Below are 23,941 nucleotides of genomic sequence, written 5' to 3'. Positions count from 1 at the left end.
TACCATGTTATTTTTTAATTTTACGCATAAAAAATAACCCTACCTAGTTCCCGCTAGATAGGGTTTTAATAATGGCTTCTTATTATTTCTTTTGTGGCCCTCTCGAAACGCCTGCATCACTACGTTTTTTTCTCCACTCACCTGATTTTTTTCTACTTCTGTTTTGTCCTGAAGTAGGCCCTTTACTTACAACTGGTCCACCAGTCTCTCTAGGACTTTTTTTATGGTCTTTTTTCCCAAACATTAAGTTCACCCCCTTACAATATCCAACTTTTAAAGCGCTCCACGTTCCACTAATACCTCTTCAATTATTGAAAATTGATAGTCATTTAATTCTCTATTATTGTAGTAATCTAATAAAGTTGATGTAGGTTTAGATTTCATTTCTTTATAAAAGTTTTCATAAGCTGTATCTGCTTTTTTACCTAATTCATCCATTCCTGTATAATAACCTTCTTTAGCAAGACTAGCCCCCTTAGAAACAGCAGGAATTATAGCTTTTTTAAATACTTTCCCAACTGTATCCCCTATAGCTTCTAAAGAATTTTCTAATTTAATTTTTTTTCTGCATTTAACCCTAGTATCATAGTTATCATGAAATTTGTTATTTTCTTTTAATTTTTTTATAAAATCCAACTGCTTTTCTAGTCTTATTAAGCTTGATTCAATGTAATATCTATCCTTTGAATAATAAAATTTCTCTTTTACCTTTTCTAAATATTTTTTTTCTTCTTCAGTATGATCAGTCAATTCATAAACATTTATCTTATCTTTCTTACTAGCAAAATCATTGTAACACACTTCAATCATAACCCTATGATATTGGTTAAATTTTTCAACAATATCGTATATATCTGAATATGTTGCTTCTTCTAAATGTATCCCATTTGTTTCCTTGTCTAACATATCTCTAATCACTTTTTTAAATTCAAGTCCTAATGAATTAAATTCTTCTTGAAATTTCTTAGCTTTACTCTTCCTCACTTAAAACATCCCCATTTCTATTATTCCCATACTTTAAGTTACGTCACACACGATAATAAATTTATTAATTAAAATTATTATATACTATAGTAAATCGAAAAAAAAGAGGGAAAACTACTCCCCCTCAACAAATTTAAACTAAACTATAATTATCAAGTTGACTAACAAATTAAAAAGTTACTTCCATGTTAATTTTCCATAAAAAGCTTTCTCATGTTTAATACGTTCTTTCTTATCTGTAATCTTACATACAGCACAATAGAAATAACCTGCTCTAGGGTTCGTTGGATATTTAAACTTAATCCACCAGTAACCGTCTTTCTTAGTTACCGATACGAAATCAACCCAATCACTTTTATCTTTTAACCATGAGCCTTTATCTACAACTACACCTTTTAATCCTGGTGATTTACGAACCTTAATTTTAGTATTCGGTGTAAATCGACCTTTCCAAGCCCATGTAATCTTTTTACTTTTACCTGCAGGCGTTCCACCTATTGGCTTACCATGAATACCTTCAGCTATTCGTTTAGTAAATGCTTGTAGGTTCTTCTTAATATAGTCCATATCTTTCTTGCTTGTGATAAAGCCTAATTCAACTAATCGATAGTTAATATTTTGACTATAAGCCACGTTGACGTTGAGTAAGTCATTTCTAGTTGTTATACCTCTGATTGTACCTACAGTGTCCTCTAGGGCTTTCTGTAATCCTTTATCAATGTTATCTGCTGAATATGCATTTTTAATAACGTGACCACCACTCGCGCTTGCACCTGCTGCATCTAAATGGAACTCAATTACAGCATTAGGTTTAAGTTTATTCTTAACCCAATATAGCCCGTATTTCTTTGTATCGCCACGATTATAACCGTATGCAGTATCTTGATACATATCTTGTTTCTTATCGTATAACGTTACTGTATGACCTGCTGAACGTAAGTATTTAGCTACATTATCAATAATATTCTTACGGATAAAATCGCGTTCATTTGTTCCATTACCTACTGCGCCTGGATCGTTATATCCATGACCAGCAACGAGTACAAATTTCTTTTTAGTTACAGTAGCTTTAGGTTTAACTACACTTGCCACTTTCTTAACAACTGATGTTGATTTATCATAATGTGGACGAATAAACCACATAGGAAAATCAAATGTATGCCAACGTCTAGTTGCTTTTTCCCAACCTGGTTTACCACTAACATATCCTCCACCTAACCAGTTATTTTCGATAACTTGGAATTGTGATAAAGTCGCTTGTGTGACGACTGCAACGTGTCCACATCCTTCACCGTAATTACCATTCCAAACAACTAAGTCACCAGGCAGTGGTAAAAATGATGGTGTGTTTTCATATACAGTAGCATACCCTTTGAAATTATTATCTTTAGGTATGTCTTTAGCGTATAAACCATATAACTTACGACCTGTTACATAATACCAATACTTGTTAGCGACATCATAACATTGATAGCCATATGCTAAGTCAAAATCAACAAATGTACCTTCCATTGCATTGATATATTTAACCGATTCTGCTTGTGTCTTCATTTATTCACCTCATTAAAAAAGAGCGACCCATAATTGAGCCACCCAAAATATTTTATTTATTTGTTAATCCGTCGATTGGTTCTTCTGTAACTGGTGCATAGCCTGTAGCTTTAGCCATTTTCTTTTGTGCTTTATACTTGTTCGTTTTCTCTTGACCCCATTTAGCCTCTTTAGTGAAGTTATTATTTTTCCACCATGCAACTAACGAAACAACACCCGTGATAACTGTACTGATTGTCACTTCATCAACAGGAATTGGCGACACACCATTTAATGCTAATGCTTGGTTAACCCACACCATAATTAATAATATTGTTCTTATAATTGTACCTGTATCCATTTAAATACCTCCTTATTATTGTAAAAATATGTTCGCTAACACTGTGATTAACCCACCACCACCGAGTAAACTCGATGCAATGATGCCAATGAGTTTTAAAATATCGCCCATTTGTTTATTTCTTTCTTCTTTATAAGATGTAAATTCTTTTTCAATACCTTTAACATCACGTTCTAACTCGTCTGTACGCTTTTCATTATCTTTAATGATAGTTGTGACTTCTCTTAAATCTTCGCGTATACCAATCATAGTTTCATTTAATGGTTTTTGACTCTCAATGAAAGTCATTAATGTTAAATTTATAGCGTTATAGTTTTGATCATGTTTATCATCAATTTTATTAACATATCTATATAGTTTGCCTTCTCGTTCTAGGTATTCATCGCGTGGTAAGTAATAATCATATTCTAAGTTTGTCTTCTTCTCGTGTTCCATGCGTGCATACCTCCTGCGATTGATAAAATAAACATCATTACTGCAAATGCTAAATTTTGAAATGGTGATATAGGACTTAACCCACTGTTCACACTTGCTACTGAATATAAGAAGTAGAAGGCACCACATATGAAGTTACCTAAAGCATACGTGACAAAAAACACATTAGTCTGTCTATAATACGGTAATATAATTGAAGATAATATTTGGAATGTTGCACCTATTAAAATAAGTAACCCCCAAAAAGTTAATCCTCCATAATCGTGCATGGTTTCAAATAACGCACTATCTTTTGCAGACTCTAATGGTCTAACTACCCAGTAAGCACCACGAATAGCGACATGCAAACCAAAACCAACCATATATACAACTATGGCAAATTGTAAGAAGTCTAAATTCTGAAATAGACCTTTTTTCTCTCTATTCATACAACACCCACTTTCTGTAATTTATTTATATAAAAAAGACACTGAAATTAATCAGTGCCTTATGCTTTATCATCTTGTACTTGCTTTTCTAACTTTGCGTTATCTTCTTTATACTTTTCTAACTCTTGTAACGTTTCTTCTAATCTAATTTGTAAGTTAATAGATATTTGTTGTTCTTGTTGTAACCTACTGAATAATACTTTTTCAGATACAGTCATATTATTTAATTCCATTCACTTTTTCCTCCAACTCTTTTATTTGTTGTTCATGGTCTTTAACAACTTCTAATAAAGGCGATATTAAACGTTCGTACATAATACTTTCTACTTCTTGGTCTTTACCATATTCAACAAACTCTGGTAAACCTATTTCTATCAAGTCTTCAGCTATATGACCATAATAACGTTGTTTGACGATTCCATATTCTTTTTCTTCTTTATCTATCCAGTTAGCACTAGGTAAGTTTAAGATAGCTTTGTAATTAGTTGGTGCTTCTCGTTTAATATCTGTTTTGTATTTCATCGCTGAACTACTACGATATAAAGCACCTGATTCACCAATATAAACATTAGCGTTCCCTGATGTTGTACGTCCGTAAGTAGCATTAGATTTGATAAAACCACCCTGTTGGTCAACACCTACCATTAAATCAGCACCACCATTTGAATGTGCAACATTTACTTCAATATTGCGTTCTCTATTGATTAACTCGTACACACCTACAATTTGTGGGATAGTTGCTATACCTGTGTTTTCTAATTTTAGTTCAGGATAACCATCTCTTTTTAATCTAAAATGTTGATAGGTTAAATCTAATGTACTAAGTGACGGATCGTTATTTGTGTATGCTTCTTCATTCTCATATCTACGAAACTTTACAGAATCATGCGCAAAGAAAGAAGTATTATAACCTAAGAATTGTCCAGTATCTCGCCATATATTCCCTTTAAACCATAACGCTTGGTTATTAATCCTATATTCACCTTCATAGCTTCTTGGTATATAACTATCAGACGAATCAGTATAACTAAAATAACCTTCTATACCATTATTCACACCACTTATAATAAGTGAGTTTTCTAATGTCATATTATCTCCGTAAAAGGTACCACCTCTAACATAGTTGGCTGTAATAGAACCAGATGTAATGGCATCGGCTGTTATCCCTTCAGCTGTCATTGCAGTTTTAGCAGTTCGTCCTCCGTCTGTTGAAAGTAATAACCCACTACTGTTCATTGTCATGATGTTATTATTGTTTCGTTTATCTATAAAGTGTTGACCGTTACTGTCATATAGAATTTCAGAAGTGGTCGCTTGAATTTTACTAACCATAGATTTACTTACGATATCTAAAGCAGCGAAAGGTAATGACTTTCTACCACTTAATAAATCATTGATACTACTTACTGCATTATTAAAGTTAGCACTATATGATTCAGATAATGGTTGAGTACCAAATGTTATTTCCATACTTCTTAATTCATTATTAGCATTGATTGTACGTGAAATTTGTACCACTCTGATTTCAGTATTTAGTCCAATACGTTCGTCTACTAAGAAAACTCTGTCACCTACAACTGCATGTTGATAATCGTAACCATGTTGTGACATATCATTTATATCTGCACTGAATGAAATTTGAACACTATTATCTACAACTTCCTTCATTTTCTTATCAAGAACACTATTATATTTAACACGTCCATCTTTAACAGGTGGTGCATGCCTGCGACTACCAATGATTGATTCTAATGGAGAAACATATTCACGTTTTATTTTCGCTTTGCTCTCAACGTCTTCTTCATTATCATCATAATCTGCATAACCTTTTACATATGTCCACAAATCAGCAGCATTCGTTTCTTTCGTGATGTTACTGGCATTTACTTTGTATCTATACTCAAAGTTCGTGTCGTTACCAACTAATGACTGTAGATAAACAACATTACCTACAATATTCATTTCATAGCCATAACGATCAATTAATGTCTTAAATACTTCTAGTTTAGTTTCTCCATCTCCTAAACCTTCAAATTGTTCAGAAGTAGCTGAATCTACTAATATATATGTGAATGGTGAATTTTCAAAAACGATATCAAAAGCTTCAGTAGTCGTTAGACTGGCATCTATACGTTGGTATACACGATTACTATTTAACCAATCAAGAACATATAAAATCCCTGTAACACTAATCATATATTTACTACCTTTACCAGACATCTTGCTAGATATAATGACGTATTCTTTGTTCTCAAATATGATTGTCCACATTTTTAAATCATCATGTTGCGATAAAAACTCACTATTATTGTTTGTGTAATGAATGTCTATATCAATTCGTTCGTCACCGTTTAACTCTTGATCGTGTGATACCACACCCTCAAGAAAGTATTCATTACCCTTTAAATCTCTAATATACATCTTCACACCTACCTTTATATAAAATAAAAAAGGCTAGGAATTACCCTAGCCTATAACACGATAGATTGCGTGCATCTAAAATCGTGACTATCGCCAGTAGTTGCAACTAAATTACCACTTGCGCCAATAACTAAACCTGAGTTATCAGTACCACTAAAGGCAGGTAATCTCGTTAATTGTCCAGGATGGAAACCTGATGGTAATGTGGCGAATACTTGCCCTGTTGTTCCGTTTACTGCGATTCTTAAATGAATTTCTGTTTTATCCCCGTCTACAACCTTTCTGTATGCACTAGGTTTATTAGAGTCAGAATTGGACACGCCTGTTAAAGAAAACGGGATCCAACCTGTATCATTTTTACTTTGAATAAGTTTTGCGATATTTCCACCCACACAATCAAAACCGAAGAAATCACAGTTTTTAACTTTTACAGTTAGTGTATAGTGACCAGCAACTGGAAACATTATATTGTGTAAAGGCATATTAGAATTAGCGTAGATGTTTTGTGTATTATATTGATTGGCATGTTTAGTAAAATCGCTAAATCTTAATATTTTGGTATTCAACCCAACGGATCTATTAAATGAATTGCTATTTATAAATGTGTTTGAGTAATCAAATGGGTTGTTTCTGTTATTTATATATATCGTTAACGATTCCGTACCATCTGTTTTAGTAAATTTGAAGTTAGGGAATAATGCTAGGTTATCCTCATCAATGTTAACAGCATAATAAAATATTTTTTCATCATTGCCTGACGATATAGCAGCACCCTTATTTTGAGTAGCTTCTGAAGGTGTTGGATAGTTTTCAGATTCCGATAAATATAAATAGTCACCAACATATTTAATACCATCAACACCTGCTCTAACGCCTAAGAAATCATTATTTCTAAGTTTTCTTAGTGTACCTGGTGTTTGGAAACCTATAAACGCTGCCATTTTTTCGGATAACATTTGATAACCTAAGTCATTCAGATGAATATGTGGAGCAGCTTCACCAGTTTTGTAAGCTGACCAGTCAAGATTTCTTGTTTCTTTATATAAATCTAGGACTGCAATATTATACTTATTCCCTAAATCATGAACAATTTGGTTGTAGTCCTCCATTGCTCCGTTTGAAGATTTAACTTGCCGATCTTTACTACCCCACTGTGGCATGGTTGTTAAAACAATTGTAGAACCACCTTCTACTTCTTTTTTAATAATTTTTTCTAATGCTTCGGCATATAATTCAGTGCGTTGCACTTTGTTGTATTCGTTTGTACCAAACGAAATAATAGAGATATCTGCACCACTAGGCTCTGGAAACTCGTCATTTACTTGACTTGCGTAATAACCACCAATAGATCGATTGATCATTGTTACGACTTGACCTGTACGGGAATATCTATTTAATGTGTTTTTTAATCTGTTCGGCCATGATAACGACTCACTAGACGCGCCATTACCTGCGCCTAAAGAATTCCCCCATACACAAATTTTTATAGAGTTACCTAACCATTCTTCTGGTGACGTATTCATCTTTTTAATCGCAATTGCTGCTCTAGTTGAAATGTTATTTGTTTTCAAATCATATTCTTTAGCAACTTCTGATACGCTTACTACTTCATCGTCAATTGTATTTAACCTTTCGTTTAAAACAGGATGTTCGCCTCTTGCTTGTATAACTTCGGCATCACTTTGCCCATCAGAAAGTATTAAATCGTTGATTTGAGATTGTACGTCTTGATTCATTTCATTATTTTCAATTGCTTTATTAAGTATTTCATTAGACTTACTGATAAAATTCTCACTATTTTGTTTAACACGCTGAATTTCAGCATTAAATGTATTAATAGCGTTATTTTGAGAATCTTTTTCTTTAAATAATTCCTCAAAGTTATCGTTAACACTTGATAAGTTTGTTCTATCAAACAGTGCGTTGATTGTTTTTCTCGCCATGTGATTATCACTCCTTTATTTAAAATAAAAAGGACTATCGAATTTGATTTCTTCGAAAGTCCCATTGTATATTTTTATTTTGTTTACACCTTTTACTAATGATATGAATTGTCTGTTACTATCACGTAACCTGTTATATACACCTACATTAACTTTAATGCCATCTAACGTTAAATGATTATTATTAATAGATGATTTATAAACAAATTTTTCTCCTGTTGTTACGTTCTCAATCGTAAAGTTACCTGGAGAATTGACATACCTTAACATTATTGATAATTCCATATGTCTAGGGTCTATTGTCACATTACCTGAATTATATATGGTAAATTCATTTGTTTTATACGTGTACTGAGTATGATCAATATGAATATTGTCAGCAGTACCGTATTTATCAACAATGGCAGTATAACCTTCATCATTTAGTTCTTGTGTTGTATATTTAGTTCTCCAAAATGGTAAGCCACTTGACTCAACACTAATTTCTAATTTGGAATAAAAATGCAACGCTACATTTTCTGGAGAAACTGATTCGTCTATAGTAATACCAATAAATCTCGAAGGTAATGTGTTTTCTACTAAGTATATGATGTCGTTATGAGAAAACATTTCATATAAATCATTCCTCATCAATGAAAAATCAAATTCATACTTGGTACTTAATGTGAAATGTAAATCTATTTTTCTAGAATTAAAATCTGATCCATAATTTATGTTTCCAGGAATGCCTTCAACTTTTTCTGAGTGCCTTTCCTTTTCTATACTATGAACTATTATTCCTGATGCTCTTATACCATCAGGAAATTGTAGCTCATTAAAATTTTTGTCTAAAAATTTAAATTTATTCGGTAGTTTACAACTCACTTTATCACCTTCTCATCAAAGTAGTAGTAGAATTTAATGCTTGAGTTCTATTTACTGACTTTGTTATTTCCCGTTCGTTTAAATAAACATTTAATTCTTTATTAGCAATCTTATTAGTATCTCTATTATTGATTTGTTGTAGACTATTACCTTCATTGATTGCTGAAATAATTCCACGAAGTAATTCAGCATCTTCAGAGAATCCAAGCATTTCACCTGTTCTATCCCAAATGACTTTACTTCTTGCTTTCATTGAAGGATCATGACTGATTACAGATTCACTAAAGCCACCTTCAGCAAGCCAAGCTATTTCTGGAGAATTGATAATACCACCATTTGCATAACCATGACCATGACCAATAACATCTAGTAAACTGCTTCCATATGTTTTACTTGCATAGTTCATCCCTGCCACTAAGTTGTGTACTGGATTCCAAATATCACCCATACCTTTACCTTGATTGGCTTTGAAAGTACCAGGTTTAACTTGCACAAGTCCCATTGCGTTACCGTCAGCTAGTCCATCGTTACCACCCATTGCTCTAGCATTACCACCTGATTCAGTTTCAATCTGTTTCATCCAAGCGTTAATATATTTCTGAGTTACAGGGAGTTTAGCGATTTTTAAGGCAGTGATGACATTGCTTAACATGCCACCTCCACCACCTTTAGATGGATTATCTTTCGCCCATTTTAATGGGTCAATCGCTTGATTATTACTAGCATAAGAAGTTCCTTTGTTTACTTGCCAGTGAATGTGAGGACCCGAACTATTACCTGTAGAACCAACTTCTCCAAGTTTTTGCCCTTGTTTTACTATATCTCCAGCTTGAACTGATTTTTTATCCATATGCATGAAAATATGTCCCATGCCTCCACTTGCAACTTGAACTTCATTACCACCACCGTATGGAGATGACCAGGCTTTAACTACACGTCCCGAAACTGAAGATGGAATTTTAGTACCAGTATTAGCACCGTAATCTAATCCATAGTGACTTGGAGGATTGAACCCTCTAACCCAGTGATAAGCTGGATTATTAGCAAATGGATTCGATCCACCTCCACCACCATCTGACGCGTCTACAAACCATTCCATAACTTTTTTCTTCAAGCTATTTTTCAATTTGTTATAACTGTGTTTAATAATATCTCCATATACAGCTTTGATATCATCAAAATTAACGCCAAATTGATTCATGACCGTATCGACTAATTTACTTGGATTTTCAACATAATCCCAAGCATCTAATGCAACTTTACTTCCTTTAGCAACTAATTCAGCGGACTTTTTAGACCCGTATGATTTCAAAGCATTATATCCAGAATCTAAAGATGCCAAACCTACTTGTATTGCACTTGGTCTCTTTTCTGCTTTATGCTTTTTATGTGGCTTATCAGTTGTACCACTATGGAAAGCTGCAATATTTCCATTTTCAATCATACTTTGTGTATTTTTACCGTTGATTACTTCCATTCCTTTTCTCAATGGAAGTACTACGTTACGACCTTTAGGTGCAAATAATGAGCCGTCTTTATCTCTGATTAATTCTTGATGTCCGTTACGACCTTTTCCGTTACCTGGTCCTTTATCGTTAACCATCGCTAATGTATCTTCTTGTAATTGACCTTTAGAGTTTGTCTTAACGCCATTACTTCCACCAGTACCAGTAGATAATTTGACTTCTGGTATTTCATTTTTGATAAGCTTTTTATTCATTATCTTATCCGATAAGGTATTAATACCTTTAATCATTGCGTTTAAACCTTTGATTGCACCATTAGCAACACCATTACCAACTTTTTTAGCAATCGATTTAAAGCCACTCACTGAGTCAGATAAGAAGTTTTTAAGTTTATCTATCCATGACTTACCTTTGTCATACATGGCTTTAAAACCATTCACGACATTATCTCTTGCGCCATGTGCTAAACTTGTCACTCTCTTTTTAATATTCGTAAAGATATTTTTAGCACTTTCAAACAATCTGCTGAATATTTCTCTAGAACTTTTAGACATTCCTGAAAACTTATTACGTACGTTAGTCCAAATATTTTGTGCTAAATTAGTAATGAAGTTTTTCATTTTCGTCCACAAATCACGGGCATATTTAGATAAATTGCTAAATATTGATCGTGTAGATTTACTTAATCCAGTAAACTTATTGCGAACATTGTCCCATATTGACTGACCTAATGAAGTAATTTTATTTTTCAATGAAGTCCACAAATTCTTACACCAATCAGATAAATTTGTGAAAATTCCACGAACCGATTTATTTAAACCAGTAAATTTAGTTCGGACGGAATTCCAAATTGATTGTGCAGTTTTACCTATGAAGTTTCTTATGAACGACCAACCTTTAGAAACGACACCCTTCAACAGACCTAGTCCAACTTTAACGACTTTAAGTATTTTGCCAACAAACCATAATTGCACTAGGTTCCACGCTAACTTCACTGCGCCTCTTAATATTTGAACAATACCTTGCCATACGCCTCTCCAGTTGCCTGTGAGAAGAGAAGAGAATACTTTGATAACACCGAGTATAATATTTAAAGCACCCTGTATAACACCTTTAATATTGTTCCAAACTGAAACGATTAGCATTCTTATGGCTGGCCATAAAATTTTCATCAAATTCCAAATTAAAGTCATGATTGGTTTTATCACGTTACCCCAAATAAATTTGAATGTTGTAGAAATAAAACTACCTACATTTCGTAAAGCAGTCATTATTTCAGTACCATTTTTAGCCCAAAATGAACTAATTTGTGATCCAATTGATTTTGCGAAATTACTTATTGCGTTAACAACTTGATAGAATGTTGTTTTAACTTTTGTAGCAAAATTAGTCAGTCCTACAACTACATTTGGTGGTAAAATCTTACTTAGTGTTATAACACCGTCTTGACCATTTCCTTTAAACAATTGGAAGAAACCTTTGATAATATTACCTATCGTTATAAATGTTTGTTTAACGCCATTAAGCGCAGCATTAACGATATTTCTGAATGTTTCTGATTTCTTATAGGCAACGACGAACGCTGTTCCTAGTGCTATGACTCCTAAAGTTATCCATCCAACAGGTCCAGTTAGCGTTCCTAGTATTGCACCTAATTTAGGAAAAACTTTAGTAATACCGATTATTGCACCTTCTGAACTTTTAGCAGCAGTACTAAATTTAGCAAAGAATTTTAAGAACTTGCCAAACGGTCCAAATATAGCGCCAATTATTCCAGTTAACTTACTGAATAACATTAAAACAGGACCAAGTCCCACAAGTATCAAAGTACTCCATTGCATAATACTTGCTATCAGTTTTTGAGTATTTTTATCTAAACTGTTATACCAATTAACAATACCTTTGACACCATTAACAACTTTATCAAACACTTGTCCTAGTGTTTCTCCCCACTTAGCAGCAGTGCCTTCCATTCCGTCAATAGCACTAGTTAGATCATTCATTAAAGGTTTCATCTTGCTGAAGAAACCTCCTCCTTTTCCACCAGCATCTAAGAAACTAGCACCCAGTCGACCAACTGCAGCCCACATATTGGAAAGTGAAGCAGTAAAAGATTTTTCACCCATTTTTTTAGCTGCTCCACCTATATTATTTTCAATAGCATTTAAGAACATCTTACTTGAAATTTCTCCGTCACTTGCCATATTAAACACTTCATCAGCAGTTACACCTGCCTCTTTTGCAATCCATTGATAAATTGGTATACCTCTTTCAGATAGTTGTTGTAGTTCTCCATTGTATGCTTTATTTGAGGTTTGAACTTTATTTATAATAGAGCCCATTTCACCCATACTAGTACCAGCTATTGCTGCTGCATCTCCTGTTAAACTTAAATATCTCGTCAATTCTTTACCAGGCTTAATTCCAGCTGCAACTGCACTAGATGCAGTCGTGGCAGCTTCACCTAAACCGAAAGATGTCCCTTTAACTGATTCTAAAGCGTTATCCATTATTTTTTGTACACTTCCACTACTATGACCTAAACCATCTAATTTAGCTTTAGCATTATCTATCTCAACTAAACGCCCAAAACCTTTACCAATAGTTATACTTGCTAAAGCACCACCAGCTATCATTGCAGGCTTTGTAATTTTGTTTGTAAGATTACTACCCACTTCTTCTGATTTTTTAGATATATTAGTGAATACTGAACCAACCTTTTCAAAACCTTCGCCCGTTTTGAACACTCTATTCATGCCACGAGACATATTCTTTTCGATGTTTCTCGCTGCACGATCAGATGCTTTTTCAATATCACTTAATCGATTAGCAATAGCACTAAATGCCGATTCCATACCACTTTGATTAGCGGTAAATTTGGCTTGCAACTCCTTAATAGTTGCCATAAGACCCCTCCCTTCTTTTATTTATTTTTTAATTTACATATTTTGTTCAGCACGTTTTCTAGCTTCAATTTTCTTTTGAACTCTTTCGTTCCATTGATATTTCTTTTTAGGTCTTGATGATTTTTCAACTTTCTTTTTAGGTTGAATATCTTTTAAGAACTTCTTAACATTTTTCATATCGTCTTTAGACTGAGGATTACTATTTAACATTGCGATGAAATTCATATAGTAATCAGCTTGATCTTTCTCTGCTTTGCGTTCTTCGTTTTCAAAGTGTGTCATTAAATAAGCTAGTAACTCACTAAAAGGCGTGCTTAATACTTCATCACGCCCACCGAGTTCTTTGCTTAACTTGTATATGACAACTTCTTCTAGTTGGATGTCGCTGACATTACTTCGTCCTTCGTTTGTTCCTTCTTCGGAAATAGTACTTTCAACACCATTGAGAAGGAATCTTTTGACTTTTTTAATCGTTCGATTAATTTAGGAATATCATTCACTTCAATAACTGCATCGATAATATCTAAGAACGTATAAACATTTTGTTGACCAATTACATCAGCATTGATGTTAGATGCTTGTGAAATTAAGTTTTGTAATGAATCTGGTGCGTTCTCTAACACGATTTCAAAAGAACCTAATACATCTTTGAAGAATTGAGCGCCAGCTCGTTTGAAAGCTTCTGACCCGTCATATTGAAAAACATTTACTTTATCATCGTCACTTTTAGCTTTTTCAAGCGCTTCTTCATAAAATCTTCTATTCTCTTCATTGATTTCATTACGTTTCGCAAAGAATGTATCTACTGCACTCTTTAAGTGATCGTTTGTATTAATATCTTTAACTAATTTATTTAATTCTCTTGATACTCTCTTAATTTGAAGAATATTCATTTCTTTGATTTCAACGTTTTCAGTTACTAACTTATTACCTTCATATGTTTTAATTTCAACTTGTGCCATTTGTCATTTCTCCTTTGATATATAAATTAAAAAACAAATAAAAAAGAGTGAGGTTATCCCTCACTCTACTTATCCTGCTGGTACTTCTTCTGTACCTTCTACTAGTTCATCTGGATCTTGTCCGATGTAGAAGTAGTTATTCGGTTTATTGGCATCTGCGCAATCTTTAGGGAACATTGCAAATTCCATTTCGTAGTTACCTTGTTCATTCGCAAATGATTTTGTCATTCCACTAGAGTTAGCGATTTTATGAATGAAGATATCTTCTGAAGTATCGTCTCCCATTTGTCTTGGGTGAATTCTTAATGTTCTAGCACCTTCTCTAAGTGATGCTCCAATAGCTGCATCTGTAACTGATACGACTTTACCATTTTCATCAAATGAAACAGTTCCACTTAATGTTTTACTAATTAAATCTAGAGATGATTTAGCAGCTACAATAGTAACAGTACCATTCCAACCAACAACTACTTGGTCATAGTTAGTATCACCAAAGTCAGCCACTGTAATATCAGATAGTTCTGGTTCTAATTGAACTTCTCCACCTTCAGCTTGTAATAAAGAACCATCTTCACACATCTTCCCGTCAAATCTAATCTCAGTTGGTAGACCTTCATCAAGAACATAGTCTGCCATACCAAATTCATAGCTAATTTTTTCTGCTGCCATTATAATTCCTCCTTAAATTTAGGTATTAAAAAAGCACTTATTCGCAATAAGGCAAAATAAGTGCTAAAAAATTTATTGTGTAGATCATAATGTCATTCTCTACACCCACCCTAATTGGTGGTGATTCTGCATAAATGTATTGAATAAAGTGTTTATCTGTTCTGATTAAACGACCGTCTTCTAATATTGGGACTTCCAATGCTCTATTCTCTATTCCATGAATAGCTTTGTAAGTATCGAAAGCCCTATTTGCTGCTTTATCAAAGCTTTGACTCCTAATTTCGACTTGATAGTTCATCAAGTGTGATTTCATATCACTTCTATCAGGTGGATAACCACCTTCGTAATAAACAACACCGAACTCTGATTGTGCAGTACGATAATCAACTGTCCACTCTAAGTCAGGTATTCTTTCCTGTAGCATCATTTTAATAGCGCGTTGTATCATCTATCTGCCTCCTTCAAATAAACGTGTCAACGCTCTTTCCATTGCTTGCTCGAAATGTTGGTCGGTTAAAATGACGGCGTGTTGTAGGAATTTACGACCTGGTTGATATCCTTTAACATTAGGTTTTTGACGGGTACCTGTTCCACGTCCTCTTATATAATAATTTGGATATTTAACACCACGTTCGTATTTATCTCCTACTGGTCTAACGTTGTTTAACTCATGAACATACGTTGCATATTCCATATTCGTACCAACGTAGACGACAAACGACTGTCCTTCAACTGTGGCTTGTGTTGAATGAATACTATTCTCTAAATCGCCACTATCACGTGGCGATAGTGCTTTAGCATATTCTTCGCAACTCAGACCGATTTTATCCATTTCATCAAGCAATATAAGGTTGAAACGTTTATTCATTGTTTTAAACTCTTGTTGTAATTCTCGAAGTCCTGTCCATTCAATTTTTAAACTGAGTCCTGACATCTACATATAACCCTTAATAAAATGTGGTTTTCCTGTAATATCTTGCCCGTATTCAAGCTTTTTTACTTGTCCTAATACTTTTGTATGTTTAGGTGTTATATGCTCAATACGTGCGTTTAAATCGATATTTGAAACAGTATCAGATATAGGAATGTAAACTTGAGTAACTGACGTGTATTCTTCACCGTTGGCATTATAGATATTTTGAATACCATACCTAACATGCGCTTTAGTTAACACCTTTTCAGTTAATGCTTTACCGTAGTCATCTTTTATCTGATTACCGTTTGAATCAACCGTTGGCATAATTAGGTTAACTTTATCTTTGTATATAATCATATTAATCTCCCAATATGACCTACTGATTTTGTTTGTAATTGTTGGTTGATTAGGAAAAGCACATATGGATCAAGTAGATTATCAGACATTGTTACGCTAGCATCATTAATTTTTTGTGTTTCTACACCTTGTCTTTTCAACATAGCGTAACCATTGGACTCTCCTTCGAGTTTGTACAACATTTGTTTAACAATCATTCGTTCTGAGATTATTATTTTTGGATATAAGGAATGAATGTCTTCGTAAGAATCAAATATATTTTGTTCTAATTCTTGAGGTCCCATACCTTCTAACAATGGATTAGAAGGTATTTTCTCAATGTATTCAATTACTTTTTCAGTATCCAACATATATCATCACCTACTCGCTAGGTTCTTCAATACGCTCGAAATAAGGACCTGTTCCTTTAAATTTCTTTTGTTTATCAATGTTTGTTTCAATTTCTTGTACACGCTTAACAGTTAGTTCAACTTCTTCGCCTGGTTCGAAACGTTTGTTTTCTTTCTTACCATCAACTTGTTTAAGCACTTTAAATTTCGCCATTGATTTAACCTCCTTAATTATTTTAGAAAGTTAAAATTAACCTTCAGGAACTTCTTCTTCGTCAGATGTTTCGTTAGCAGTGATGATAGAAATACCTTTGATGTTTTTCAATACAGGCATTGCTACTTCTCCGACAATTGTTTTCTCTCCAACTGGATCTTGAGATACAACAGAAACAACATACTTACCGTTTGTGAAGTTGTTATCAGCAGCTGGACCACTTAATGTATTACCTAAGTTTGCAGCATGTAATACGACTACATCATCATCTAAATGTTTCTTAACAATATCTCCAGTGATACCTTCAATGATTGTTTGAGCATCGTCGATTTCAACTTTAGGTAATCCGATGTCTGTGAATAATGTATCTAAATCAGATTGACGAACGATTTTGTTTCCAGCTTCTGAACCGTATAAGTCAGTAGCAACATTAGGATTACGTTTAATTTTCGCTAATGTTTTAGAGTTCATAACAACATAAGCAGGCGCTTGACCATTGTTACGTTCTTTGTATTTTTCAACTTCATTCATTAATACTTCTAAAGGATTAACATCTGCACGAGAGAAGTCTCCTGTTGTTGTTTTAGCTTCATCTGGTAAATCTAAATCAAATTGAATTTTCACTTCTGATTTTGGATCTTCATAATCAAACACACCACGGTAAACCATGTTTGCTCTGATTAACTCTTTAGTATCTTCAATACCTTCAGATAAATCAGCGATTGATAATAAAGCATTTTGAACTAAAGCATCTTGCTCAGCACTGTTACGTGAGTTTTTGTAGCGATACAATTCTTCTTCTGTGTAGTGGTAGGCATGAGCGATTTTAGAAAGCTTAGCCAATACTTGTTGGATATCACCTTTCTTACGTAATGGTGTAGCAGCATCAAAACCAATAATAGAACCTGCTTTGATTCCAGTTGAATCAATAACGTTATACGCTACGTTAATATCAAATACTTGTTCAGTAGGAAAAGCATTTGATAAACGTCTTGAAGATTGAGCAGGAGCATTTTCAATAAATGCTTGTAATGTAGGTGTTTGTAAATTTTCGTGTTCTGTAATTAATGGCATTAATATTTCCTCCTTTTATTTGCAATTAAATAGGACGTATTACACGTCGAATGTAATGCGTCCTTGAGTAGCTTTTTTGAAATTGTTTGTTATGCCTGTTAATAGTTCTTCATAAACAGAAGCTTTACGTAACGCTGATACTTGTTCATTAACTTGAACATCATCAATTTTAACTGCATGTCCTGTTAACACTGGCGCAGTCATTGTTTCAGGTGTTGAAGCTTGAACTAACTCAAATAAATCTGATTCATTGTTTTTAAATACTGCTGTTCCACTTTTGATAACTTGACCTTCTGTTAATTTAGATGAATCTAAAGTGATGTTTCCAACAGTCCACTCAAGATTTTTAGCATCTCTTAAAAATTTTGGTTGTTCATTTTCGAATTGAACTTTCTTTGGTTTTAAACTCATTCTTTATTCCTCCTTTTGTTTTCCAAATAATTCATTTGCTAAGTCTCTACCACGCTTTGAATAGTCAACCTTTTGCTTACCATTGCCACTTTGTCCACCAGACTTATAATTGTTGTTTGGTGGTGGCGTACCTTCTTCGTCTGAACCACCCTCATCATTTGAAGGCCTTGTTTGATTGAATAAGTAGGCTTTATTCTCACGTAATTCATTCATGACTTCATTAAAGTTTGTGATGTCTCCACTTTCTTCATCACGATTAAACTTGTCTTTATCAATAAATAAAAATACATCGTCTGGATCATACGCATCTTTAGATACTTCTTTTAAGATTTTCTTATCCAATTCGTTAGATGCTACTTGAACTTTAAAATCTTTAATTTGTTCTTGAAGTTCTTTATTAGTTCCCTCAAGTTTGTCATAATCATTTGCTTTCTTTTCAAGTGTTGTAATCTGTTTAGATAAGGTTTCCTTTTCTGTTTCTAAAGATTTAATTTCTGTATCTTTATCACTCAATTGCGACTTGATGTCTTGAATATCCTTACCGTTTTCTGCCATTACTTTTTCAATTTGTTCATCGGATAATTCTAAAGCTTTAAGTGTTTCTCTATTCATATTTATTCTCTCCTTACGTTTTGATAACGATGTCCGACACCGATTTGGATTAGTACAATAACGCTTGTACATGCGACATCGTCTTTTAGTGACATACGAACAGGTCAAGCAGAATACCACTGCCATGAGATACGTTTAGATCACTTCCTTATGATTTAATAAACGCATAAAAATAACCGGCAATCTCACGACTGTCGGTTTAAATCAACTTCCTATTTCATTTCTTGTCTAACAACTCTTAACTTCTGTTTCATCTTTACATAACCAGTACTATTAGAACGTTTCATTCTTCGATAAGCGCCTAATGTCTTAGGAGCATCATCACCTAATATTGCTTTAATACTGTTGTATGTTTTCATTTCTTGTCTTGCTTTACGTTTTAATTGTTGATCGTGTTCATAACTTTCTCTTTGCTTTTTTGTACGAGGGTCAAGATTAGGATTAAAGTCTTTACCTTTAGCAATGTATTTATTAATTTCACTTTCTGATTTGAAGTCAGCAACAAAAGGTCTAACCATACACTTACAGTTTGGATGTACTGGAATAACGTCTCTAACATCTAATTGTGGGAATCTTGTATCTTTACCACTTATCGAAAACACTCTGTCTTGATATTTAGCACATTCACCACATGTGTTTAAATTGCCTGTAACGTACACTAAGTCATTGCTAGTCTCTAAGTAATGATTAACATGAGCGTGTGTTCTAGCAGTGCTTATTTTCGTTCTTACGACTGTTTCTGTGTAGAAGTCTAAAGGTAATAGCTTATTATCAATTGTCCTAAATGATTTCATGCCACCTTTAACAAAAGAATCAGACACCCGTTGTATTATCTTCCTACGATTCTGACCGTATAAGATACCTCTTGAAATATCTGATTGTACTTCTAATAATGTTTGGTTAATCGTTGAAACCGTTGTGAAGTAAGCTTGTCTAAGTGCTGCTTGTAAATCTAGCATTGTATCACTTGTGATAGTTGCTAACGCACTTTTATGAACTTGTGAATTGAGTTCGTTTGATATTGGTATACTTTGCTTGCTTAATTCTTTCGTTGCTATGTTTAATTCCGATTCATATACCTTTGCAAGTTCGGGTTCAATAAACTCAAAAACATCAGTACCAAATTGTTGAATCAAGTTTTCAATGTTTCTAAACATAACCTGTTTATCTCTAGCACTTAATAAATCAACTTCTTGGATTAACTTTAGTATTTCATTTTGTAGGAACTCAACTGTAGGCTTTATTTGTTCAATCTTCATTCAATCACCTACTCAATCTCTTTTAATTCTTCATCAACTGGGTTAGTTTCTTCCTCATCTTCTTTGTTGTCATTGAAGTTTAAACCTGTCATGTTACCTCTTAACAATGACATGCTATCTTGTGATGTTCGTTCAGCTTCAATCTTTTCAACTTCTTCCATAATCCATTCTTCTGACTTATCTGGATTGTTATTACGAACTGTCTGTTCAAGTGATTGTGTTCCAGCTGCGTAACTTTGATTGTTTAATGTTGAAGTTTCTTTTGAAGTAACTGGCATCATATCTTTTTGAACAACGATTGGTCTCTCAATGATGATATCTTTGTTATCTAAGTTAAGTAACCACAGACAATTTTCAACTCCTTGTTGAATGAACTCTATATATTCATCTCGCATTTGTTCAGCTTTCATAATCGATAAGAATAAGTCATAAAACTTTGCTGTACCAGATTGTGCTTGAGTTCCTTCCGACGTGAAGAAATCAATTGCCTTCTCACTTGTTTGTGTTTCCATTAACATCATCTTGATAACGTCTTTTACATAAGTAATGTCACCAATCTTTGAAATATCAATTTGATGAATCTGTAATGATTGTCCGTCTTCATCAATTGTTGTAACTTCTAAATCACGATGATCAAACTTATCTTCAACACCATACCGTTGCCTAGATACATCTATTAATCGTTCCATTACTTCTTTCGATACTGATATTCTAGGTTTGCCATTACGCTCGAAGATTTGTGCTGTACGTGTCATTGTCCAGTTCACTTCGTCTTGCTTGCCTTCTTGTCCCATGAGGACACTTCTACCGTATCGATTCATGAAAGTTGGACTGTAAGGTAGGTAAACAAATAGTGTACGCTTACGACCTTTTAAAACGTAATCACGTTGTTCTTTTTCAAGTTTAGTAATATCAAATATAATTTCTTCATCATCAACGATTTGTAATTCTCCGTTGTCGTCCATATGATAAACTGTATGACTGCCTGTTAATTCGTTTTCTCCTTCAACTTCTTCATGAACGTGTACATACTTGTCATCACCACGTTCAACGATATATCTTAGTTGATATGTCTTACCGTCTTCTAGTTCGTAATACACATTACGTTCTTTAAACGATAACTTTACTTGTCCGTTAATCACTTCAGGTACTGCCACAATGCCACCGTCTATTTGCCATTGTTTTATATTCATACCGTGATGTTTATTAAAGTTTGAATTTACTTCTATTTGATCTAAGGTTTCTTGTTGCAAGTCAAATAGTTCTCCGTTTAACGAATCGTCTTGTGTTCCCTCAATATGATTATCTTCCGTGTTGAAGTCTTCATCATTTTCAATCTCATTGATTGGATAATTCGTTTGAAGTTTACCCATTGACCTCGTAATAAACAGTGTAGGTATATCTACAATCATTTTAGATATGTTCACTACAATATATGGCGTTTGAACATTCTGTGCTTTAACATCACCATATTCAATACGGTCGATAATTTCACCCTGTTCAATCATTGCTTTCGCTCTATCGAACAACTTCGAATGACGACCGTCATATAAGTCTCTATATAAAAACATATCACCATGTATTTCAGTGATTTCTTCTTGCGTAAATGATTTTAACTCTGCCATTGTCTACCTCCTTATCCTTACCACATCGTTCTAGATGAAATGACTGCCTTAGGTTTCTTCTTCATATCTTCACTAAAGGCATATCTAGTAGCATCTATTGTGTGGTTATCTTTATCTTCTAGTCTTGGTTTAGGGTTACCGTCTTTATCTGTTTCATAATCGATGTTCTCAAACTCTCTAGCAATGTTAGGTGTACGTTTAGGGTCAATGATTATTGCATCTAAATCATCAAGCCATTGTTCACCGTACTCAACACTGTCTGGACCTTTCTTCACACCTTTAATTCGTTTGATTCCGTGTTCGTTTTTAAGTTCGTCAATACTTTTAGGTTCAGCACTATCAGCGAATATCTCATCAGACATATATTTCTTTCGTGTTAACCATTTAGCCAACTCTCTATTAGATATCTTCTGGCCATAGTATTCATCAACTGCATATATAACATTTTTCTTTTTGTCATAATGCCAACGAACAAAAGCTAATGGATCGGTAGCATAACCAAAATCGACTGCACTTCGAATGTTATCAAATGAGTTAAATAATTCATCAGGTATTGTTTCAATTTGTAGATTATCGAATGGAACAACACCACTACCGATAGCTTCACCCAAATACTCCCAACGATATCTCATTTCACTTTTTTGTTTAGTTGCCTCTGCTTCTTCAACAAACTGTTTTGAAATATGTTGGTTATCTTTGTATGTACTGTGATGTACAAAAGTATTATCTGGTTGAATTGATGATTCATACTTTTTATTAACCCATGATTGTTTTCTTTTTGGTGGGTTGTAACTATAAAAGAATTTATAAAAAAGACCATCGTCCAACTCTCCACGTAATAGTGAGTTAGTGATGGTCTTTACTTCATCTTCTGTTTTAAACTCTGCTAATTCTTCTATCCAACCAATAGCGAATGGAAAGTTAGCATCTTTCAATGATTTAATTCTTTCTGGGTCTTTAGCACCTCTAAAGGCGATATAATTACCTCTAGGAATATAAGTAATCCTCATAGGCGATTTAGTTACTTTAAATAAATGTGAAACACCTTGATAACTAATAGCCCACTTCAATTGTTCATATATTGATAATTCTATTGTGTTATCTACTTTACGTATACAAACTGCGTTAACTGGATATCTCATAATCAGTTGAACAATAATGATTGCTAGATCAGTTGACTTACCACTACCACGTCCACCTTTTTCTACAATGTGCAATATATTAGGGTCTTTAGCTGCTTTCCATGACTTGTGAAATTCCTTAGGCAATAGTTCTGATAATTTCTTTATGTTTGTCATTCTATATCATCTACAAACGTAACAGCGCCACTATGTTCCACCTCTTGCTTTTCAGTCCACATAGCGTATCGTTTACCTAATAATTCAGCAGCTTTTGTTCTAGCAACTATATCAGCACGTTTCTCGTGTCTTTCAACTTCACTCATGAAATCACCTGTTGGAACTAACATTAATTCTTCATCTGTCATTTTACCTCTCATAACTGACGTGAGGTATTGAAGTATCTCATCTTGTTCAGCAATACTTTCTTTTTTCAATTCTTCAAGTCTTGCATCAATATAAGATTTAATATTAGGTTTTCTTAGGTTTTCACTACCAATTGCATTTGCTGTTTTCGGACTATAACCTGCGTTAATAGCTGACTGATATATATTGCCTGTTCTGATATACTCATCTGCAAACAACTGTTGTTTTCTAGTTAATTTCATTTCATCTACCACCAACTCTCACGATAATCTCATTCATTTATTTTAGTTCCTTTACTTTAAACACTTTCATAATCACTAAATGCATATGTGCTTGAATATAAAAAATAGAGTTAATCACATATCTAAACTTCTTCATGTAATCAACTCTACTTCTATATCGTAATCTTTATCGCCTTTAACAACTGGATCATAATTAATTAATACTTTGCTTACGTTAGCATTGTTCTTTAATCTCTTAATCATTGCTATCAAGTGACAATCATTATTTACTTTTCTAATACCTTTTAAAGTTCCGTCAGCGACTACCATTACTTTCATATATTCAACTCCAAATAAAAAACACCCACGTTGGTAGTGACCCCCCAAAGTTAGAGTTTCCATTATGCTATTAATTGGCTGGATTGAGTTCGGTATTGTACTGGACTTCGTCCAGCCAATTTTAATTTCAA

General features: G+C 33.7%; 27 protein-coding genes. All 27 read right to left on the bottom strand.

Going from position 1 to position 23,941, the window contains the following annotated elements:
- Window positions 1–82: 82 nt before the first annotated feature.
- The gene (locus LQ686_RS02680) at window positions 83–244 is read right to left on the bottom strand and encodes a hypothetical protein (protein ID WP_239733149.1); all 162 of its coding nucleotides are present in this window, start codon (window positions 242–244) and stop codon (window positions 83–85) included.
- Window positions 245–273: 29 nt separating this feature from the next.
- On the bottom strand, window positions 274–984 hold the full coding sequence (locus LQ686_RS02675; RefSeq protein WP_239733148.1) for a hypothetical protein: 711 nt from the start codon (window positions 982–984) through the stop codon (window positions 274–276).
- A gap of 177 nt (window positions 985–1,161) precedes the next feature.
- The gene (locus LQ686_RS02670) at window positions 1,162–2,535 is read right to left on the bottom strand and encodes an N-acetylmuramoyl-L-alanine amidase (protein WP_239733147.1); all 1,374 of its coding nucleotides are present in this window, start codon (window positions 2,533–2,535) and stop codon (window positions 1,162–1,164) included.
- A gap of 52 nt (window positions 2,536–2,587) precedes the next feature.
- On the bottom strand, window positions 2,588–2,875 hold the full coding sequence (locus tag LQ686_RS02665; RefSeq protein ID WP_239733146.1) for a phage holin: 288 nt from the start codon (window positions 2,873–2,875) through the stop codon (window positions 2,588–2,590).
- A gap of 15 nt (window positions 2,876–2,890) precedes the next feature.
- Window positions 2,891–3,310 (bottom strand): hypothetical protein, encoded by a 420-nt coding sequence (locus tag LQ686_RS02660; protein ID WP_239733145.1) that lies wholly within the window; start codon window positions 3,308–3,310, stop codon window positions 2,891–2,893.
- A complete protein-coding gene (locus LQ686_RS02655) occupies window positions 3,283–3,738 on the bottom strand; it encodes a hypothetical protein (RefSeq protein WP_239733144.1) in 456 nt (151 codons plus the stop codon). Before LQ686_RS02655 ends, LQ686_RS02660 begins: the two co-directional genes overlap by 28 nt.
- A gap of 59 nt (window positions 3,739–3,797) precedes the next feature.
- Window positions 3,798–3,971: a hypothetical protein gene (locus LQ686_RS02650; protein ID WP_239733143.1), complete on the bottom strand. Its 174-nt coding sequence runs from the start codon at window positions 3,969–3,971 to the stop codon at window positions 3,798–3,800.
- Complete coding sequence (locus LQ686_RS02645; protein ID WP_239733142.1) at window positions 3,958–6,159, bottom strand: phage tail protein; 2,202 nt, start codon at window positions 6,157–6,159, stop codon at window positions 3,958–3,960. The genes LQ686_RS02650 and LQ686_RS02645 overlap by 14 nt, the downstream gene beginning before the upstream one ends.
- A gap of 50 nt (window positions 6,160–6,209) precedes the next feature.
- Complete coding sequence (locus LQ686_RS02640) at window positions 6,210–8,102, bottom strand: SGNH/GDSL hydrolase family protein (protein WP_239733141.1); 1,893 nt, start codon at window positions 8,100–8,102, stop codon at window positions 6,210–6,212.
- A 15-nt stretch (window positions 8,103–8,117) separates the two neighbouring features.
- Window positions 8,118–8,966 (bottom strand): phage tail domain-containing protein, encoded by an 849-nt coding sequence (locus tag LQ686_RS02635; RefSeq protein WP_239733140.1) that lies wholly within the window; start codon window positions 8,964–8,966, stop codon window positions 8,118–8,120.
- A 4-nt stretch (window positions 8,967–8,970) separates the two neighbouring features.
- Window positions 8,971–13,338 (bottom strand): peptidoglycan DD-metalloendopeptidase family protein, encoded by a 4,368-nt coding sequence (locus LQ686_RS02630; protein WP_239733139.1) that lies wholly within the window; start codon window positions 13,336–13,338, stop codon window positions 8,971–8,973.
- Between the two features lie 33 nt (window positions 13,339–13,371).
- On the bottom strand, window positions 13,372–13,620 hold the full coding sequence (locus tag LQ686_RS02625) for a hypothetical protein (RefSeq protein WP_239733138.1): 249 nt from the start codon (window positions 13,618–13,620) through the stop codon (window positions 13,372–13,374).
- A gap of 89 nt (window positions 13,621–13,709) precedes the next feature.
- Window positions 13,710–14,300, bottom strand: a complete 591-nt coding sequence (locus tag LQ686_RS02620; protein WP_239733137.1) for a hypothetical protein — start codon at window positions 14,298–14,300, stop codon at window positions 13,710–13,712.
- A 69-nt stretch (window positions 14,301–14,369) separates the two neighbouring features.
- A complete protein-coding gene (locus LQ686_RS02615; protein ID WP_239733136.1) occupies window positions 14,370–14,969 on the bottom strand; it encodes a hypothetical protein in 600 nt (199 codons plus the stop codon).
- 37 nt (window positions 14,970–15,006) lie between these two features.
- Window positions 15,007–15,417: a minor capsid protein gene (locus LQ686_RS02610; RefSeq protein WP_239733135.1), complete on the bottom strand. Its 411-nt coding sequence runs from the start codon at window positions 15,415–15,417 to the stop codon at window positions 15,007–15,009.
- Window positions 15,418–15,903, bottom strand: coding sequence for an HK97 gp10 family phage protein (locus tag LQ686_RS02605; RefSeq protein WP_275584211.1), 486 nt, complete (start codon window positions 15,901–15,903; stop codon window positions 15,418–15,420).
- On the bottom strand, window positions 15,904–16,242 hold the full coding sequence (locus LQ686_RS02600) for a hypothetical protein (RefSeq protein ID WP_239733133.1): 339 nt from the start codon (window positions 16,240–16,242) through the stop codon (window positions 15,904–15,906).
- A complete protein-coding gene (locus LQ686_RS02595; protein ID WP_239733132.1) occupies window positions 16,239–16,592 on the bottom strand; it encodes a hypothetical protein in 354 nt (117 codons plus the stop codon). Before LQ686_RS02595 ends, LQ686_RS02600 begins: the two co-directional genes overlap by 4 nt.
- A 10-nt stretch (window positions 16,593–16,602) precedes the next feature.
- The gene (locus LQ686_RS02590) at window positions 16,603–16,785 is read right to left on the bottom strand and encodes a hypothetical protein (protein WP_037587707.1); all 183 of its coding nucleotides are present in this window, start codon (window positions 16,783–16,785) and stop codon (window positions 16,603–16,605) included.
- Between the two features lie 36 nt (window positions 16,786–16,821).
- On the bottom strand, window positions 16,822–17,859 hold the full coding sequence (locus LQ686_RS02585) for a major capsid protein (protein ID WP_239733131.1): 1,038 nt from the start codon (window positions 17,857–17,859) through the stop codon (window positions 16,822–16,824).
- A gap of 39 nt (window positions 17,860–17,898) precedes the next feature.
- On the bottom strand, window positions 17,899–18,270 hold the full coding sequence (locus tag LQ686_RS02580; protein ID WP_239733130.1) for a hypothetical protein: 372 nt from the start codon (window positions 18,268–18,270) through the stop codon (window positions 17,899–17,901).
- Window positions 18,271–18,273: 3 nt separating this feature from the next.
- Entirely contained in the window at window positions 18,274–18,882 is a 609-nt protein-coding gene (locus tag LQ686_RS02575; protein ID WP_239733129.1) for a phage scaffolding protein, read from the bottom strand.
- A 212-nt stretch (window positions 18,883–19,094) separates the two neighbouring features.
- Window positions 19,095–20,141 (bottom strand): phage minor capsid protein, encoded by a 1,047-nt coding sequence (locus LQ686_RS02570; RefSeq protein ID WP_239733128.1) that lies wholly within the window; start codon window positions 20,139–20,141, stop codon window positions 19,095–19,097.
- Between the two features lie 8 nt (window positions 20,142–20,149).
- Window positions 20,150–21,766, bottom strand: coding sequence for a hypothetical protein (locus LQ686_RS02565; protein ID WP_239733127.1), 1,617 nt, complete (start codon window positions 21,764–21,766; stop codon window positions 20,150–20,152).
- Window positions 21,767–21,783: 17 nt separating this feature from the next.
- The gene (locus LQ686_RS02560) at window positions 21,784–23,064 is read right to left on the bottom strand and encodes a PBSX family phage terminase large subunit (RefSeq protein ID WP_239733126.1); all 1,281 of its coding nucleotides are present in this window, start codon (window positions 23,062–23,064) and stop codon (window positions 21,784–21,786) included.
- Window positions 23,061–23,492 carry a terminase small subunit gene (locus tag LQ686_RS02555; RefSeq protein WP_037587695.1) on the bottom strand — a complete coding sequence of 144 codons (432 nt, stop codon included), beginning with the start codon at window positions 23,490–23,492 and terminating at the stop codon, window positions 23,061–23,063. Before LQ686_RS02555 ends, LQ686_RS02560 begins: the two co-directional genes overlap by 4 nt.
- A gap of 132 nt (window positions 23,493–23,624) precedes the next feature.
- The gene (locus LQ686_RS02550; protein ID WP_239724754.1) at window positions 23,625–23,810 is read right to left on the bottom strand and encodes a hypothetical protein; all 186 of its coding nucleotides are present in this window, start codon (window positions 23,808–23,810) and stop codon (window positions 23,625–23,627) included.
- Between the last annotated feature and the right edge of the window lie 131 nt (window positions 23,811–23,941).

This window comes from Mammaliicoccus sp. J-M41 (assembly GCF_022385935.1).
Classification (GTDB): Bacteria; Bacillota; Bacilli; order Staphylococcales; family Staphylococcaceae; genus Mammaliicoccus; species Mammaliicoccus sciuri_A.
Note: the sequence above shows the minus strand (reverse complement) of the source record. Positions and strands in the feature narration are given on the sequence as shown.

Excerpts from the sequence above, each read along its gene's own strand:
- LQ686_RS02680 (WP_239733149.1), bottom strand. The coding sequence starts at position 244 with ATGTTTGGGAAAAAAGACCATAAAAAAAGTCCTAGAGAGACTGGTGGA.
- LQ686_RS02670 (WP_239733147.1), bottom strand. The coding sequence starts at position 2,535 with ATGAAGACACAAGCAGAATCGGTTAAATATATCAATGCAATGGAAGGT.
- LQ686_RS02665 (WP_239733146.1), bottom strand. The coding sequence starts at position 2,875 with ATGGATACAGGTACAATTATAAGAACAATATTATTAATTATGGTGTGG.
- LQ686_RS02660 (WP_239733145.1), bottom strand. The coding sequence starts at position 3,310 with ATGGAACACGAGAAGAAGACAAACTTAGAATATGATTATTACTTACCA.
- LQ686_RS02655 (WP_239733144.1), bottom strand. The coding sequence starts at position 3,738 with ATGAATAGAGAGAAAAAAGGTCTATTTCAGAATTTAGACTTCTTACAA.
- LQ686_RS02650 (WP_239733143.1), bottom strand. The coding sequence starts at position 3,971 with ATGGAATTAAATAATATGACTGTATCTGAAAAAGTATTATTCAGTAGG.
- LQ686_RS02645 (WP_239733142.1), bottom strand. The coding sequence starts at position 6,159 with ATGTATATTAGAGATTTAAAGGGTAATGAATACTTTCTTGAGGGTGTG.
- LQ686_RS02640 (WP_239733141.1), bottom strand. The coding sequence starts at position 8,102 with ATGGCGAGAAAAACAATCAACGCACTGTTTGATAGAACAAACTTATCA.
- LQ686_RS02630 (WP_239733139.1), bottom strand. The coding sequence starts at position 13,338 with ATGGCAACTATTAAGGAGTTGCAAGCCAAATTTACCGCTAATCAAAGT.
- LQ686_RS02625 (WP_239733138.1), bottom strand. The coding sequence starts at position 13,620 with ATGACACACTTTGAAAACGAAGAACGCAAAGCAGAGAAAGATCAAGCT.
- LQ686_RS02620 (WP_239733137.1), bottom strand. The coding sequence starts at position 14,300 with ATGGCACAAGTTGAAATTAAAACATATGAAGGTAATAAGTTAGTAACT.
- LQ686_RS02615 (WP_239733136.1), bottom strand. The coding sequence starts at position 14,969 with ATGGCAGCAGAAAAAATTAGCTATGAATTTGGTATGGCAGACTATGTT.
- LQ686_RS02610 (WP_239733135.1), bottom strand. The coding sequence starts at position 15,417 with ATGATACAACGCGCTATTAAAATGATGCTACAGGAAAGAATACCTGAC.
- LQ686_RS02605 (WP_275584211.1), bottom strand. The coding sequence starts at position 15,903 with ATGTCAGGACTCAGTTTAAAAATTGAATGGACAGGACTTCGAGAATTA.
- LQ686_RS02600 (WP_239733133.1), bottom strand. The coding sequence starts at position 16,242 with ATGATTATATACAAAGATAAAGTTAACCTAATTATGCCAACGGTTGAT.
- LQ686_RS02595 (WP_239733132.1), bottom strand. The coding sequence starts at position 16,592 with ATGTTGGATACTGAAAAAGTAATTGAATACATTGAGAAAATACCTTCT.
- LQ686_RS02590 (WP_037587707.1), bottom strand. The coding sequence starts at position 16,785 with ATGGCGAAATTTAAAGTGCTTAAACAAGTTGATGGTAAGAAAGAAAAC.
- LQ686_RS02585 (WP_239733131.1), bottom strand. The coding sequence starts at position 17,859 with ATGCCATTAATTACAGAACACGAAAATTTACAAACACCTACATTACAA.
- LQ686_RS02580 (WP_239733130.1), bottom strand. The coding sequence starts at position 18,270 with ATGAGTTTAAAACCAAAGAAAGTTCAATTCGAAAATGAACAACCAAAA.
- LQ686_RS02575 (WP_239733129.1), bottom strand. The coding sequence starts at position 18,882 with ATGAATAGAGAAACACTTAAAGCTTTAGAATTATCCGATGAACAAATT.
- LQ686_RS02570 (WP_239733128.1), bottom strand. The coding sequence starts at position 20,141 with ATGAAGATTGAACAAATAAAGCCTACAGTTGAGTTCCTACAAAATGAA.
- LQ686_RS02565 (WP_239733127.1), bottom strand. The coding sequence starts at position 21,766 with ATGGCAGAGTTAAAATCATTTACGCAAGAAGAAATCACTGAAATACAT.
- LQ686_RS02560 (WP_239733126.1), bottom strand. The coding sequence starts at position 23,064 with ATGACAAACATAAAGAAATTATCAGAACTATTGCCTAAGGAATTTCAC.
- LQ686_RS02555 (WP_037587695.1), bottom strand. The coding sequence starts at position 23,492 with ATGAAATTAACTAGAAAACAACAGTTGTTTGCAGATGAGTATATCAGA.
- LQ686_RS02550 (WP_239724754.1), bottom strand. The coding sequence starts at position 23,810 with ATGAAAGTAATGGTAGTCGCTGACGGAACTTTAAAAGGTATTAGAAAA.